Origin of the sequence: Novosphingopyxis iocasae (assembly GCF_014334095.1) — a bacterium.
Classification (GTDB): Bacteria; Pseudomonadota; Alphaproteobacteria; order Sphingomonadales; family Sphingomonadaceae; genus Novosphingopyxis; species Novosphingopyxis iocasae.
On the sequence record NZ_CP060495.1, the window covers coordinates 38789 to 54532 of the forward strand.

At 63.4% G+C, this 15744-nt stretch carries 13 protein-coding genes; 9 read left to right on the forward strand and 4 right to left on the reverse strand.

Going from position 1 to position 15744, the window contains the following annotated elements:
* The first annotated feature begins 1 nt into the window (after nt 1).
* Nucleotides 2-2167, forward strand: coding sequence for an RNA degradosome polyphosphate kinase (locus H7X45_RS00220; RefSeq protein ID WP_187335601.1), 2166 nt, complete (start codon nt 2-4; stop codon nt 2165-2167).
* Nucleotides 2164-3657 (forward strand): Ppx/GppA family phosphatase, encoded by a 1494-nt coding sequence (locus tag H7X45_RS00225; RefSeq protein WP_246449512.1) that lies wholly within the window; start codon nt 2164-2166, stop codon nt 3655-3657. The genes H7X45_RS00220 and H7X45_RS00225 overlap by 4 nt, the downstream gene beginning before the upstream one ends.
* A 10-nt stretch (nt 3658-3667) precedes the next feature.
* Here the strand turns inward: H7X45_RS00225 and H7X45_RS00230 are convergent, their stop codons facing one another.
* Together H7X45_RS00230 and rnd are read right to left on the reverse strand one after the other, a co-directional pair.
* Entirely contained in the window at nt 3668-3940 is a 273-nt protein-coding gene (locus tag H7X45_RS00230; protein ID WP_187335602.1) for an I78 family peptidase inhibitor, read from the reverse strand.
* A 44-nt stretch (nt 3941-3984) separates the two neighbouring features.
* The gene (gene rnd / locus H7X45_RS00235; RefSeq protein WP_187335603.1) at nt 3985-5157 is read right to left on the reverse strand and encodes a ribonuclease D; all 1173 of its coding nucleotides are present in this window, start codon (nt 5155-5157) and stop codon (nt 3985-3987) included.
* Between the two features lie 268 nt (nt 5158-5425).
* Between rnd and aspS the strand changes: the two genes are divergently transcribed.
* The 3 genes from aspS (at nt 5426) to H7X45_RS00250 (ending at nt 8361) form a co-directional block, all read left to right on the forward strand.
* Nucleotides 5426-7243 (forward strand): aspartate--tRNA ligase, encoded by a 1818-nt coding sequence (aspS, locus tag H7X45_RS00240; RefSeq protein WP_187335604.1) that lies wholly within the window; start codon nt 5426-5428, stop codon nt 7241-7243.
* 69 nt (nt 7244-7312) lie between these two features.
* Nucleotides 7313-8119, forward strand: coding sequence for a polyphosphate kinase 2 family protein (locus tag H7X45_RS00245; RefSeq protein WP_187335605.1), 807 nt, complete (start codon nt 7313-7315; stop codon nt 8117-8119).
* Nucleotides 8120-8166: 47 nt separating this feature from the next.
* On the forward strand, nt 8167-8361 hold the full coding sequence (locus H7X45_RS00250; protein ID WP_187335606.1) for a hypothetical protein: 195 nt from the start codon (nt 8167-8169) through the stop codon (nt 8359-8361).
* Between the two features lie 16 nt (nt 8362-8377).
* On the opposite strand, the gene H7X45_RS00255 is transcribed toward H7X45_RS00250, so the two are convergent.
* Nucleotides 8378-8887, reverse strand: coding sequence for a GreA/GreB family elongation factor (locus H7X45_RS00255; RefSeq protein WP_187335607.1), 510 nt, complete (start codon nt 8885-8887; stop codon nt 8378-8380).
* Nucleotides 8888-8898: 11 nt separating this feature from the next.
* Nucleotides 8899-11154 (reverse strand): lytic transglycosylase domain-containing protein, encoded by a 2256-nt coding sequence (locus H7X45_RS00260; RefSeq protein ID WP_246449513.1) that lies wholly within the window; start codon nt 11152-11154, stop codon nt 8899-8901.
* A gap of 104 nt (nt 11155-11258) precedes the next feature.
* Between H7X45_RS00260 and dapA the strand changes: the two genes are divergently transcribed.
* From dapA to H7X45_RS00280, 4 genes are all read left to right on the forward strand, one after another.
* Nucleotides 11259-12134, forward strand: coding sequence for a 4-hydroxy-tetrahydrodipicolinate synthase (dapA, locus tag H7X45_RS00265; RefSeq protein WP_187335608.1), 876 nt, complete (start codon nt 11259-11261; stop codon nt 12132-12134).
* Between the two features lie 223 nt (nt 12135-12357).
* Nucleotides 12358-12840: an SsrA-binding protein SmpB gene (gene smpB, locus H7X45_RS00270; RefSeq protein ID WP_187335609.1), complete on the forward strand. Its 483-nt coding sequence runs from the start codon at nt 12358-12360 to the stop codon at nt 12838-12840.
* The gene (locus tag H7X45_RS00275) at nt 12833-13435 is read left to right on the forward strand and encodes a DUF2062 domain-containing protein (protein ID WP_246449514.1); all 603 of its coding nucleotides are present in this window, start codon (nt 12833-12835) and stop codon (nt 13433-13435) included. The genes smpB and H7X45_RS00275 overlap by 8 nt, the downstream gene beginning before the upstream one ends.
* Before the next feature lie 158 nt (nt 13436-13593).
* Complete coding sequence (locus tag H7X45_RS00280; RefSeq protein WP_187335610.1) at nt 13594-15693, forward strand: M13 family metallopeptidase; 2100 nt, start codon at nt 13594-13596, stop codon at nt 15691-15693.
* Nucleotides 15694-15744 lie beyond the last annotated feature (51 nt).

Consider the following 15744-nt stretch of genomic DNA (forward strand, 5'->3'; position numbering starts at 1 on the left):
GATGGCTGAAAGCGACGCAAAGTTCCGGAAGACGCCGCCCAGCCCCAATCCGCCGGAAGGCGCGCGGCGCTACATCAACCGCGAGCTCAGCTGGCTCAAATTCAACGAACGCGTGCTGGAGGAGGCCCGCAACCCCAGCCATCCGCTGATTGAGCGACTGCGTTTCCTCTCCATCTCCGGCAGCAATCTGGATGAGTTTTTCATGGTCCGCGTCGCAGGCCTGGTCGGGCAGGTGGCGCAGGGGGTGGAGCTGTGCTCGCCCGACGGCCTGACCCCCGCCCAGCAGCTTGAGGCGATCTACGAACAGAGCGACCGGCTGATGCAAGCGCAGCAGCAGGCGTGGGAATTTCTCCGCGGCGCGCTGGAGGAAGAGGGCGTCGCAGTGGTCATGCCGTCCTCGCTGGATGAAGAGGGCGCGGCCTGGCTGCGCGATCATTTCAACGATCAGATTTTCCCCATCCTGACACCGCAGGCGCTGGACCCGGCGCATCCTTTCCCCTTCATTCCCAACCTGGGCCTCAGCATCGTGCTCGACATGAAGCGGCAGAAGGATGGCCGCTCGATCCGCGAACTGCTGATGATCCCCGCCGCATTGCCGCGCTTCCTGCGCGTGCCAGGGGGCGCGGCGCGATACGTCACCATAGAAGATACGGTGCTGTTCTTCGTGGAGCGGCTGTTTCCGGGATATGATCTGATCGGATCGGGCACATTCCGCATCGTGCGCGACAGCGATATCGAAGTGGAGGAAGAGGCCGAAGATCTGGTCCGCTACTTCAAGAGCGCGATCAAGCGGCGGCGCAAGGGGCAGGTAATCCGGCTGGAGCTGAACGACAGCCTGCCCGATGCCGTGTCCGCCACGATCCGTGAAGATCTCCTCGTCGTCGGCTCCTCCCGCGCGCTCGTCCACGGCTTTATCGGCATCAGCGATCTGGCGATCCTGTGCAATGAAGACCGGCCGGACCTGAAATTCCCCGCCTTTACCCCGCGCTTCCCGGAGCGCATCCGCGAATATGACGGGGATTGCTTCGCCGCGATCCAGGCGAAGGACATCATCGTCCACCACCCTTATGAAAGCTTCGACGTGGTGGTTGCCATGATCGAGCAGGCCGCGTCCGATCCGGATGTCGTCGCAATCAAGCTGGCGCTTTACCGCGCGGGGCGCCAGTCGCGCATCATCCGTGCCCTGATTGACGCGGCGGAGGCAGGCAAGTCCGTGACGGCGGTAGTGGAGTTGAAGGCGCGTTTTGACGAGGAACAGAACCTTGCCTGGGCGGCGCAGCTCGAACGCGCGGGCGTGCAGGTGGTCTATGGCTTCATCGAGTGGAAGACGCACGCCAAGGTCACCATGATCGTGCGCAAGGAGGAGGGCGGCTACCGCACCTACTGCCATTTCGGCACCGGCAATTATCACCCGGTCACCGCCAAAATTTACACCGATCTCAGCTATTTCACCGCCGATCCGGCTGCCGGGCATGATGCCGCGCAGCTGTTCAACTATATCACCGGCTATGTCGAACCGGGCGAGCTCAGCCGCATCTCGATTTCACCGGTCTATCTTCGGCAGGATCTGGAGGCGTTGATCGCGGCTGAAATGGCGAACGCCGCAGACGGCAAGCCCGCCGCCATCTGGGCCAAGATGAACTCGCTGGTCGATGCGCAGATGATCGACCGACTATATGAGGCGAGCCAGGCGGGCGTACAGATCGATCTGGTCGTGCGCGGCATCTGCTGTCTGCGGCCCGGTATCGCTGGCCTGTCGGAAAACATCCGCGTGAAATCCGTGATCGGGCGCTTTCTGGAGCACAGCCGCATTTGGGCTTTCGCCAATGGCCGCGCGCTGCCCAATGACGGCGCAAAGCTGTTCATCAGCTCGGCGGACTGGATGCCGCGCAATCTGGAACGGCGCGTGGAATATATGATGCCGATCTCAAACCCCACCGTGCATGACCAGGTGCTCGATCAGGTGATGGTCGCCAATCTGATCGATAATGAACAGAGCTGGGAAATGGATGGTGAGGGGCAGTATGAACGCGTCCAGCCGGAGGGTAAGCGCTTCAACCTGCACCAGTATTTCATGACAAACCCCTCCTTGTCCGGGCGCGGCAAAGCGCTCAAGAAATCGAAATCGGTGCCCAAGCTGCGGCTCGACCGGCGCAAGCCCAAGTGATCCTTCGCCGCAGCAAGGCCGCCGCCCCCGAAGCCGCGGCAACGCCCAGCATGCGATCGGCGGTGGTGGACATCGGCTCCAACTCGGTACGGCTGGTGGTGCATTCCGGCCATCCGCGCGCGCCCTCCATGATCTTCAACGAGAAGGTAATGGCGGGCCTTGGCGGCGACTTGGCGGCAACGGGCCGGATCGGCGAGGAATCGAGCGCGCGTGCGCTGCGTGCCCTCTCGCGCTTCCGCTTGCTGTGCGACCGGTTCGAGGTGGAGCGGGTGGACGTGATTGCCACCGCCGCGGTGCGCGATGCCGAAAATGGCGATCAGTTTCTGGAAGGTGCCCGCGCGCACGGGTTCGAACCGCGGGTGTTGAGCGGCGAGGAAGAGGCCTATTTCGCCGGCATGGGCGTGCTCGCCGCCTTTCCGGATGCCAAAGGTTGGGTCGGCGATCTGGGCGGCGGCAGTCTGGAGATTGCCCGGATCGGCAAGGGGCAGGTGAAGCAGGGCGTATCGCTGCCCTTCGGCGTGCTTCGCGCCAAGCCGATCCTGGACAAGGGCACGGGCGCACTTGCCAAGCGCTTCGGCAAGGCCCTTGCCGAGAGCGATCTTGCCATCAAGGACAAGCCGATGCCGCTATATCTGGTCGGCGGAAGCTGGCGATCGCTGGCGCGTATCGACATGGAGGCAGGCGACTGGCCGCTGCGCGTGGTCCATCATTATGAGATCGCGCCGGCGCGCGCCGTGAAGCTCGCCGACAGGGTTGCTGCCATGGACGCGGCGGAGATCGGCAAGGTGCCCGGCGTCGGATCGAGCCGCGTGCCTTATATGCGCGAGGCGAGCAGACTATTGGCGCTGCTGGTGGAGCAGCTGAAGCCCAGCAATATTCTGATTTCCGCCTTCGGCGTGCGCGAGGGCACGCATTTCGACGCGTTGGACGCGCAGATGCGGAGCGCCGATCCGCTGCTCGCCGGAACCGCGGACATGGGCCGGGCAGAGGGGCGCTTTCCGCTGCACGGCATCGCGGTTGATGAATGGATCGCGCCCTTGTTCGAGAGCGACAGCGCCGAATGGCAGCGTCTGCGCCGCGCGGCCTGCAACCTTGGCGATGTCGCGTGGCGCGCGAACCCGGATTTCCGGGCCGAGCGCGGGCTGGAGGCGGGGCTTCACGGGAACTGGGTCGGCATCGACGGCGCGGGGCGTGAGATGCTGGGGCAGGCGCTCTACACCAGCTTCGGCGGCGGCACCTCGGCCTTTCCCGGCGGCGGCGCTCTGGCGGGGGCGAAAGCAATCGAGCGCGCCATCGCCTGGGGCCTCGCCATGCGACTTGCGCAGCGGATCAGCGCCGGCATGGCCGCGCCGCTGAAGGAAAGCGGCATCCGGGTGGAGGGTGAGCGGCTGATCCTGAGCGCCGATGCCGAAGCGCTGCTCTCCGAAACGGTGGAAAAGCGCCTTGGCCAGCTGGCGAGCTATATGGGACTGCGAGCGGAGGTCGCCTGAGTATCGGCGATCAGCCGCAGTCGATTTTCGTCACCCGGTAATCCTCGTTATATCGGATGTTCAGCCGGTCCTCGCGAAAATCCATCGTCACCATCATGCCAGGGCCGATCCACCGCAGGCTTCTCGCGCCGCTGAGGTCGATTGCGCGTTGCCCTAGCTCTTCGCTGGGGCGCTGGCCGATCAGCTTGGCCGCAGCCTCCGCCTTGCAGGCGAAGCCGCCAGCCTCGTCCATCGGCACTTCGGCCGTCATGTCGCCCGGCAGGCGGGCGCCGTCCTGGGTCATCGCACATGCTCCAAGAAAGAAGGGTGCAAGAAGGACCGCGCGGATCATTCCGTGTCCTCCGTGCGCGTCATCTTCAGCTTGCCGTTCTTCACCGCGAAGGCAAGGCGCCCCTCGACGAGGTCCAGTGCATCGCGGCCGAACTGTTCGTAGCGCCAGCCTTCCAGCATCGGCATGTCATCGCGCTCGCCCGCGGCCAGCCGTTCCAGATCGCCCGCCTTGGCGATCAGGCGTGAGGCCACATCGATGTCGCGCGAGCGGATCTTGAGCAGCAATTTCAGAAGGTCCGCCACCAGGGCGCCGTCCCTGCCTGGCCCCTGCCGGTTCTTGCGATCGGGCATGTCGTCGGAATCGAGCGGCTCGGCCGATTGCAGCACCTTCATCATGCGGCGGCCGATGTCATTATTTGCCCAAGCGCCGGACAGCCCGCGTTTCTTCGCTAGATCCTTCTGTTCGCGCGGAGGATGGCCGGCGATATCGGCCAGCGTCTCGTCCTTCATTATGCGCCCGCGCGGCAAATCCTTGTCCTGCGCCTCGCGCTCACGCCACGCGGCCAGCGCCTTCAGGCGGCCCAGCACATCGGCCTTGCGCGACTGGATCTTCACGCGCTTCCACGCTTCCTCGGGATCATTGGCGTAGTTGGCCGGATCGGTCAGCCGCTCCATCTCGCCGTTCAGCCAGACGCCGCGGTTTGTCTCCTTCAGCTTCTCCAGCATCATCGGGAAGATTTCCGACAGATGCGTCACATCGCCGATCGCATAATCGATCTGCCGCTTGTCGAGCGGGCGGCGGCTCCAGTCGGTAAAGCGCGCGCCCTTGTCGAGCGTGTGGCCGAGCCATAGCGAGACGAGGTTGGAATAGCCGATCTGCTCGCCCTGACCCAGCGCCATCGCAGCGATCTGCGTGTCGAACATGGGATGCGGGGTGCCGCCGGCGTGGTTGTAAACGATCTCGACGTCCTGTCCGCCGGCATGGAAGACCTTCAACACGTCCTCATTGTGGACGAGGAGGTCCCACAGCGGCTTCAGGTCGATGCCGTCGGCCAGTGGATCGATCGCGGCGGCTTCCTTGTCATCCGCGATCTGCACCAGACAGAGCAGCGGATAATAGGTGTTCTCGCGCATGAACTCGGTGTCGACGGCGACGAAATCGGCCTTGGAAAGACGCTCGCAAAGTTCGGCAAGCGGGGCGGACTGGGTGATCAGGGGATGTATTTTCATGAGTGTCGCAAGGCTTACACAGCTTGGGGTGGAGTGCCTAGTGGCATGCATGCAGTTCACCCCACTCCCGTAGCCCTGCGCCTGTCGAAGGGCGCTTATCGGATGCAGCGCTAGGAGGAGAAACGTCCTTCGACAGGCTCAGGACTTCCGGATTTGGGGCGCGCGCGGGGCGGGACGCTTGACATTATGCCCTCGGCCCTGTGTTAGCGCCCGCATATTGCGCAACACATCTGCGCCGATTTCAAACTATCCTGAACGGTATCACGCCATGCACGCCTATCGCACCCATAATTGCTCCCAGCTCCGCGCCGCCGATGTCGGAGAGACCGTCCGCCTGTCCGGCTGGGTGCACCGCAAGCGCGATCATGGCGGTGTGCTGTTCGTCGATCTGCGCGATCATTACGGCATGACGCAGATCGTCGCGGACGAGGACAGCCCGGCGCTGCCGATCCTAGATCGCCTGCGCGTGGAAAGCGTCGTCACGATCGATGGCGAAGTGAAGGCCCGGGCCGAAGGTACGGTGAACGCCAACTTGCCGACCGGCGAGATCGAGGTGTTCGCGCGCGATGTGACCATCCAATCCGCCGCGGACGAACTGCCGCTGCCGGTGGCCGGCGAGCAGGAATATCCCGAGGACATTCGCCTCAAATATCGCTTCATCGATCTGCGGCGCGAGCGCGTTCATGCCAACATCATGCTGCGCAACCAGGTCATCACCTCGCTGCGCCGGCGCATGACCGACCAAGGTTTTTCCGAATTTCAGACGCCGATCCTGGGCGCGTCGAGCCCCGAAGGCGCGCGCGACTATCTGGTGCCCAGCCGCCTGCATCCGGGCCGGTTCTACGCGCTGCCGCAGGCCCCGCAGATGTTCAAGCAACTGCTGATGGTCGCCGGTTTCGATCGCTATTTCCAGATCGCGCCCTGTTTCCGTGACGAAGATCTGCGCGCCGACCGCAGCCCGGAGTTTTACCAGCTCGATTTCGAGATGAGCTTCGTGACGCAGGAAGATGTGTTCCAGGCGATCGAACCGGTGCTGGCGGGCGTGTTCGAGGAATTCTCAGGCGGCAAGAGCGTGACGCCCGCCGGTGAATTCCCGCGCATCCCCTATGCCGAAGCGATGCTGAAATATGGCAGCGACAAGCCCGATCTGCGCAACCCGCTGATCATCAGCGACGTGACCTCGCACTTCGAGACATCGGGCTTCGGCCTGTTCGAGAAGATAGTGGGCGGCGGCGGACGCGTGCGCGTGATCCCGGCGCCGAACACCGAAGGCAAGAGCCGCAAATTCTTCGACGATATGAACGACTGGGCGCGCCGCGAGGGCTTCGCCGGCCTCGGCTATGTCACCCGCAAGGGCGGCGAGTTCGGCGGGCCGATTGCGAAGAACCACGGGCCGGACAAGATGGCCGCGCTCTATGACGAGCTGGGCCTGGGCGAGAATGATGGCCTGTTCTTCGCCGCTGGCAAGGAAAAGGAAGCCGCCAAACTCGCCGGTGCCGCGCGCACCCGCGTGGGCGAGGAGCTGGAGCTGATCGAACAGGGCTGCTTCAAATTCTGCTGGATCGTCGACTTCCCGATGTTCGAATATGACGAAGACCTCAAAAAGGTCGATTTCAGTCACAACCCCTTCTCCATGCCGCAGGGCGAGATGGAGGCGCTGGAAACCAAGGATCCGCTCGATATCCTGGCCTGGCAGTATGACATCGTATGCAACGGTTACGAGCTGAGCTCGGGTGCGATCCGGAACCACCGTCCGGACATCATGTACAAGGCGTTCGAGGTCGCGGGCTACACGAAGGAAGATGTAGACGCGAACTTCTCCGGCATGATCGAAGCCTTCAAGCTGGGCGCCCCTCCGCATGGCGGCTCCGCGCCGGGCATCGACCGGATCGTCATGCTGCTCGCGGACGAGCCGAATATCCGCGAAGTCATCGCCTTCCCGCTGAACCAGCGCGCGCAGGATCTGATGATGGGCGCGCCCTCCGCGGTCAGCCCGCGCCAGCTGCGCGACGTGCATATTCGCCTGATGGAACAGCCCAAGGCGGAAGCCGGGGAAACCACGCGCACCGATATTATCGGCGACTGATCCGTCCCTCCCATGGACAGCCGCGGCAACGCTCTGGCGCGGCCGCGGCGGCTTGCTTAAAAGCACGGCATGACGATCGACTTGTCCGATTACGAACGCGGCGAGCCCCTGGCGGGCGACTATTCCTATGAGCTGAAAGATTTGCAGGATCGGCTTGCACGGCTGCAGGCGCGAATGATCGTGCACGGCAAGCGCGCGATCCTGCTACTGGAAGGCTGGGATGCGGCGGGCAAAGGCGGCATCGTCAAGCGCCTCACCGCCGGTCTCGATCCGCGCTATTTCGAAGTCTTCCCGATCGCCGCGCCCACCCCGCCGGAGAAGGAGCGTCATTTCCTCTGGCGCTTCTGGCGCGATCTGCCGGGCGAGGGCGACTGGTCGATCTTCGACCGGAGCTGGTACGGCCGTGTGCTGGTGGAACGTGTCGAAGGCTTTGCGAGCGAGGCGGAGTGGACGAGGGGCTTTGACGAGATCAACGAGTTCGAGGCGAGCCAGGCCGATCTGGGCACGATCCTGATCAAGCTGTTTGTCCATGTGACCCAGGAGGAGCAGGACCGGCGCTTCATCGATCGCCTGGAAAAGCCCCACAAGCGTTGGAAAATCACCACCGACGATTTCCGCAATCGCAAGAAGCGCGGTGACTATCTGGCGGCGATGCACGACATGTTCGCGCGGACCGACACGCGCTGGGCGCCGTGGACCGTGGTCGACGGGAATGACAAGAAAGCCGCGCGCATTGCTGCGCTGACCACGGTGGCGGATCGATTGGATGCTGCGTTGCCAGCGGACTTTCCCGAGCTTGACAAGCAGGTCGCCAAGGCGGCGAAAAAGGCGCTCGGCTGGGGCAAGAACGAGAAGGGCCGCGCGGAACCGAAATAGCTTTCCGGCGCTTTGGTGGGATCAATCCCAGATCAGAAAGACCCACCATGCTCGGATCCATCATCGGCGCACTTATCGACAGGCAAGACGGCGACAGCGGCGTGGAAGGCGCTCTCTGGGGCGCGGTGGCCGAGAAAGCGGTGAAGGTTGTGTTCCCGGTGATCGTCACCTTTGCCATCGGTTATGCCGTGCAGAAGGGCGCAAAAGTGGCGTGGGAAAAGGCAACCGGGGAAGAGGCGTAAAGCTAAAGCCGCCTTCTCAAGCTGATCCGCTAATGCCGTCGCCCGCGTCCGGGTAGCTGATTGCCATCACTTCCCATTCTTTCGGCCCTGCGGGAAGCTGTACCACGCGCAGATCGCCCACCGCCGCGCGCCGCAGCGCTTTTGATAGCGGGCTGTTCCAGCCGATTCGGCCCGCGCCGGGGTCGGCTTCGTCATCACCGACCAGCGTCACCGTGCGGCGCTCATCGTCTTCGTCCGCCAGTTCAACCGTGGCGCCGAAATAGATGCGGCTGCGGTCCGGCTGCTCGGCAGGGTCGATTGGCTGAGCGCGCTTCATCTTCTTCGACAGGCGGTTCAGCTGCCGGTCGATCTCGCGCAGGCGCTTACGACCGTAGATATAGTCGCCATTCTCGCTGCGGTCGCCATTGCCGGCGGCCCAGCTCACCGTTTCGACGAGCTTTGGCCGCTCGACCTGGAACAGCTCCTCATATTCCGCCCGCAGAGCCGCATAGCCCGCATGCGTAATCGGGTTGGTACGCTCGCTCATGGAAACGATGCTCAGTTTCCCAGATAATTGCTGATCGTGCGTGTCTTGCCGCTGCCAAAGCGCGCATGCTCGGGATAAAGCTGATCGTACATCACCGCGTTTTCGAGCACGCGCTGAACATAGTTCTTGGTCTCGTAGATCGGGATTTCCTCGATCCATTTGACGATATCCACGCCGCCGTTTCGCGGATCGCCATTGGCGCGGATGAATTTGTTCACGTTCCCCGGCCCGGCATTATACGCCGCCACGGCCAGCGGATAATTGCCGTCATAATAATCGAGCATCCGCTGGAAGTAGCTGGAGCCGAGGCGGATATTGTAGCTGGGATCGCTGGTGAGCGCGCTCGGCGAATAGCTGAGGTTTTGCCGCCCGGCGACTTCGCGCGCGGTACCCGGCATCAGCTGCATCAGGCCGCTTGCCCCGGCGTGGCTGCGCGCCTCCCGGTCGAACTGGCTTTCCTGCCGCGCAATGGCGTGGACCATCGTCCAGTTATAGGATTCCTCGCTGGGCACCGGCACGGTGGGAAAGGCGAAGGGGATGAGGGCGTCGAGCTCGTTCACCCGCGCATTCCGGCCTGCCATCACGGCAAGGTCGGGCCGCCCGAGATAGGTGGACAGGTTGACCGCGGCGAGATGCTCCTGCTCGCTCTTCGCCTCGTTGGCGATGGCGCGCAGGAAGGTCGATTGATCCTGCCAGCTGCCATATTGCCCGGCGGCCTGTGCGGCCATGTAGATCGGCCGGGAATCGGGCTTGCCCGATGCCGTCAGCTTGGCGACGTCTTTTGTCACCTTCGGAATTGGTCGGCCGAGTTTTTCGAGCGCGAGCTGGCCGTAGAAATGGTCGTAATATTTCGCGGCCTGCTCCCAATATTGGTTGGCCGCGGCCGTGTCACCGGCCTGCTGGGAAGCCTTTGCCGCCCAGTAGAGGCCCTTGGTGATAGTCTGCGGCGAGCGTGCGGCAGCGCCGTAAAGCGCAAACATGCGCGCGGCATCCCTGGGTCGGCCCAGCTTGTAATAAGCGGTCTGCCCGGCAAGCCAGGTGAGGCTGGTGTAATCGTCGCGCACACCGAGCGGCTGCGCCGTGATGTCGGTGCCCAGCGGAAACGCATCTTCGACGCGGCTGGCGATGCGATAGGCCAGCTCGTTCTGGTTGTCGTTCTCCGCCGCACGTGCGTTGACGAGCAGCGTTTCATACCATTCCTCCGGGTCTTCCGGATAGCTGGCGAGGTTGGGACGATTGGCGAGAAGCTGGCGCGTTTCCCAGCTTTGGCCATTGGCCCGGCCATAGGTGGCGCGGTCGGTCAGGTAGCCCGGATCGCTGAGCGCGGCCTGATCATTGCGGGCCAGCGCCGAAGCGCGGTCCCCGCTACCGGTTTTGATAGCGAGGCGATCCATGAACAACTGGCGCTTTTCGGGCGTCGCATAAGCGAGCAGATCGCCCGCATCGCCAGTCGCGCCCGCCCAAATCAGCGAATCGATGCGCCGGTCATAATCCTGCGGCGTGAACTGCGCGCCGAACATGCCGAGCAGCATTGTCTCGGCGGTGTCTGACAGCGGGCCGCCGGTCCATGCCTTTCGCGCCCAGTCGAGCGCCCGCACGCGGTCTCCGCTATTGGCCAGCGCGATGGCATATTGCGCGCGGCCGGTATTGGTCACCGGCTCGAAGCGCTGGAAGAAGCCGATAAGCTGCGACGGCGAATAATTGCCCAGCTCGATCGACTGTTCGGCATTCTTGCGCATCCGCTCTTCGCCGGGCCAGCCGGGATAGCTCATCAGGAAGCCGGCATAATCGGCAAAGCCCAGATTATCGCTCTGGCTCAGGGCCTTCCAACGCTGGAAGGCGGCAGGAATGTTGCCGCGGCTCGGGTCGGCGAGCTGCGCGGCTGCAGCATCCCACTGCTGCTGAAGCTGCGAGGCGGCGGCGGGATCGAGCGGCTGAACCGTGGCTGGCTGCGGTTGAGCCGGAACAGGTGCCTGCTGCTGGACCTGCTGCGTCGGCGGCGGGGTCCAGTCGATCGTGGACTGCGCCTGCTGGCCGGGTGCGGGCGCAAGCGGCTTGGGCTCGCCGAACTCCGGAGAACTGCGATAACCACCACCGGATTGCTGCGCGGCCTGCCGTGCAGCCGGCAAAAGAGCGGTTGGCGCACCACTCTTTCGCGCGGCAAAACTTTCCGGCACGAGCTGCTGCTGCGCGGAGGCGGGCACCATGGCGCTGGTGGAACAGAGGAGGGCGAGGGGAACGGAGAGACGCTTTACCATGCTGGACATGATAGGGCTTGGCTCCTTATCAGGCGCTGAACGGGGATGGCGGGCGCGAACTGCGCGCCGCGCCGTTGATCTTCATGCACTGCCCTTTCGGGAGAATCCGATCAATGTTTTCCGGCTCCATTCCCGCTCTGGTGACGCCCTTTCGCGACGGAGCGTTCGACGAGGAGGCGTTTCGCGCATTCGTCGAGTGGCAGATCGAGAGCGGAAGTCACGCGCTTGTCCCCTGCGGCACCACCGGAGAGGCGGCGACGCAGACGATCGACGATCATTTCAACGTTGTGCGCGTGTGCGTGGAGCAGGCGGCGGGCCGGGTGCCCGTAATCGCAGGCTGCGGCTCCAACGACAGCGCAGTGGCGCTTGTCAATCTGCAGCGCGCCAAGGATTCGGGTGCCGATGCCGGACTGATGGTGCCGCCCTACTACAACAAGCCCAGCCAGGAAGGCATTCTGGCACATTTCGAACATGTCGCCGCGGGCTGCGACCTGCCGATCGTGGTGTACAATATTCCGGGGCGCACCGCGGTCGACATTTCGGTGGAGACGATGGCGAAGCTGGCCGCGCTTCCGTCCGTTGTCGGCATGAAGGATGCGACGGCGGATATGGAACGCATCCCGCGCCAGCGCATCGCCTGCGGCGGTGATTTCGCGCAGATTTCGGGCAACGACTATCTGGCGTTGGGATTCATGGCGATGGGGGGCAAAGGCTGCATCTCCGTTACCGCCAATGCGGCGCCGAAGCTGTGCGCCGATTTCCAGAATGCCTGTCTTGCCGGAGACTATGCCCGCGCGCTGGAGTTGCAGGACAAGCTCTATCCGCTGCACAGCGCGATGTTCTGCGACACCTCTCCGGGCCCGGCCAAATATGCGGTTTCGCGTATGCGCCCCGACTTCCCGACGGAGGTACGCTTGCCGATTCTGGAGCCGCGCGAGGAAGCCCGCAGGACGATCGATGCGGCGCTGGAACATGCCGGGCTGATCTGACCTTCTCCCCTCCCACAAGCAGGAGGGGCAACAGACACGGATTCGTAAGTTCTGAGCCTGTCAGAGGCGCAGATGGTGCGCAGTATTCACGACGCTGCTCGCTGGGGAAAGGCGCCCTTCGTCAAGCTTGGCGCAGCGGTTTTCGATCGGCACCGAACTTTCCTGCCCGGATCGCAAACGCCCCTTCGCATTCGCTGCAACCTTCCTATATACGCCCCCTCCCATGGCCCGACCTCGCCCCACCACCTTTGATAAAGCCAAGACCGTCGCCGAGAACCGGCGCGCGCGGTTCGATTTCTTTATCGATGAGACGTTCGAGGCGGGAATTGCGCTCACCGGCACCGAGGTGAAGTCGCTGCGCTTCGGCGAGGGATCGATCGCCGAGAGTTTCGCAGAGGTGCGCGACGAGGAGGTGTTCCTGGTGAACGCCAACATCCCCGAATTCAGCCACGGCAACCGCTTCAACCATGAGCCCAAGCGGCCGCGCAAGCTCCTGCTGCATGCCCGCGAGATCGAGAAGCTCTACGGCGCGGTGGCGCGCAGGGGCATGACCTTGGTGCCGCTGTCGATCTACTTCAATTCGCGCGGGCGAGCGAAGGTCGAATTGGCGCTCGCCAAGGGTAAAAAGGCTCCGGACAAGCGCGCGACCGAGAAGGAACGCGACTGGAAACGGGAACAGGGCCGCCTGATGCGTCAGCATGGCTGACGAAAAGCGCCCGCTGCATCATCGGCTGGGCATGAAGATGCCTACGCGCGACGAGATGGGGCGCAATCGCTTCCTGAAACCCTTTGCTGACCGTGTGATGCGGCCGGACCTGTGGCGCTTCACGCGCCGATCCGTGCCGCGCGGTATCGCACTGGGCATGCTGGCTGGGTTCTGGATTCCGGTGGGACAGATCTTCGCGGCCGCGCTGCTGGCTTGGCCGATCCGTGCCAATGTGCCGATCGCGGCGGCAACCACCTTCATCACCAACCCGATCACCTATCCCTTTTGGGTCGTGGTGGCGAACAAGCTGGGGCGGTTTATCCTGCGCATCGATGCGATGACGGTGGGCGCGCCGCTCAACAATCAGGTGCAGAGCGAGTTCGGCCGCTGGCTAAGCTGGCTGCTGCGCGAGGCGGGGGTGACCGCTTTTGGCATGGTGGTGCTCGGCATCCTGTTCGCCTCGGTCGGCTATTTGCTGGCAAGCTTCGCCTGGCGTTTCAAGCAGGGCAAGAAGCGGCGCGGGCGCTTGCGCGCCTATGCCATCCGCCGCCGGCAACGCGAGCGGGAGCGCGAACGCGAACGCGCTGCCCAGTAGAGGTCGATGTTGCTCCTGCTTCCATTCAGCCTGGCGTAAACCGCCGTCGTTTATCGTCAGATTTTCGCCGTCCGCCGATTGGCAGGCCGCATGGCTTGCGCGGCACCGGTTCCCGGTTCATCGGGGCCGACAACAAAATAATTCACCGAGGATCGAATATGACTGCATTGCGCACCATGCTTCTTCTGGCCGCCGCTCCGCTGGCGCTGGCCGCAAATCCCGCCGCCGCACAGCAGGCGGGCGCGAACACCGAGTCCAAGGCCGAGAGCGCCCTGTCCGCCGATGCTGATGCCTCGGCGGAGGCAAGCCGCGCCGATGGTAAGGCTGAAATCGGCGATTTCGGGTTCGATATGCAAGGCATGGACACCTCGATCCGTCCCGGTGACGATTTTTACGGCTATGCCAATGGCGGCTGGGCAGAAAGCACGGCCATCCCTGCCGACAAGTCCAATTACGGCATGTTTACCGCGCTGGCGGACCTCAGCCAGGAGCGCGTGAAGAATGTGCTCGAGCAGGCGAAGATGGACCCGAACAGCCGCATCGGCCGGGCTTTCTCTAGCTATCTCGACACCGATACGGTGGAGGCCAAGGGCCTCGCGCCGATCCAGCCTTGGCTGAGCCAGATCGATGGTCTGCAGAACAAGGAAGACTATGCGCTGCTGCTGGTCGATGCCGCCAAGAACGGCGTGCGCGGGCCGGTTGCGAGCTATGTCGGCCAGGACGACAAGAACCCTGACACCTATATCTTCAACATGTATCAGGCCGGCCTCGGCCTGCCCGACCGGGACTATTATCTGGGCGACTCCGAGCGTTTTCAGGATATTCGCACGAAATATATCGCGCATCTGACGAAGATGTTCGAACTGGCGGGCGAGGATAATGCCGCCGCCCGCGCGCAGGCGGTCTTCGATCTTGAGAAGAACATTGCCGAGGTGCACTGGAACAAGGAAGACAGTTCCGACGCCACCAAGACCTATAACAAGATGAGCGTTGCCGATCTGCAGGCGATGGCACCCGGCCTCGATCTTGCCGCGATGCTGCAGAAGACCAGCCCCAAAATTCAGGAGCTGATCGTGGCGCAGCCGAGCGCGGTGCAGGGCATCGCCCGCATCATCGGCGATGCGGACATGGGCGTGCTGAAGGATCAGCTGATGATCCGCAGCCTCGACAATCTGTCGGACGTTCTGCCTGAAGCGATCGCCAATGAAAGCTTCGATTTTTACGGCACCACGCTGAACGGCACGCCCGAGCGCGAAGTGCGCTGGAAGCGCGGCGTCGGTTTCACCGAGGACGTGCTCGGCCAGGAAGTCGGCCAGGAATATGCCGCGCGTTACTTCCCGCCGGAAACCAAGGCGGCGATGAACAAGCTGGTCGACAATGTGCTCGCTGCCATGGGCCGCCGCATCCAGGGTCTGGAATGGATGCAGCCCGAAACCAAGGAGCGCGCGCTGGCCAAGCTCGCCAACTTCACGGTGAAGGTCGGCTATCCCGACCGCTGGAAGGACTATGGCGATCTGGAAATCACGTCGGACGACCTGTTCGGCAACCAGATCCGCGGCAATAACTGGCAATATGCCGATAATATCTCGAAGCTCGGCGAGCCGATCCGCCGCTGGGAATGGGGTATGCTGCCCGAAACCGTCAACGCCTACGCCAATTTCGGCATGAGCGAAGTGGTGTTCCCGGCCGCAATCCTGCAGCCGCCCTTCTTCGATCCCAATGCCGATCCGGCGATCAACTATGGCGGCATCGGCGCAGTGATCGGCCATGAGATCAGCCACCATTTCGACGATCAGGGCTCTAAATATGACGAGAACGGCCGCCTGTCCGACTGGTGGACGCCCGAAGACGTCGCCGCCTTCGACAAGGCGACCAAGGCGCTCGTCGCGCAATATGACGAATATGAGCCGCTGCCCGGCGAACATGTGAAGGGCGAGTTCACGCTCGGCGAGAATATCGGCGACCTTGCCGGCCTCACCGTGGCCTATGACGCCTATCGCCATTCGCTGAACGGCAAGGAAGCTCCGGTGCTGGACGGCCTGACCGGCGATCAGCGCTTCTTCCTCGGCTGGGCGCAGGTGTGGCGCCGCAATTATCGCGAGGCCAATCTCTCGCAGCGGCTCAACACCGATCCGCACAGCCCGTCGCAGCAGCGCGCATGGGTCGTGCGCAACCTTGACAAATGGTATGACGCCTTCGATCCGCAGCCTGATAGCAAGCTCTATCTCGCACCGGATCAGCGGGTGCGCATCTGGTAAGGAACTGATTTGAACGACGGGGGAGCCAAGGCAGCGACAAGCGGTTTCGAT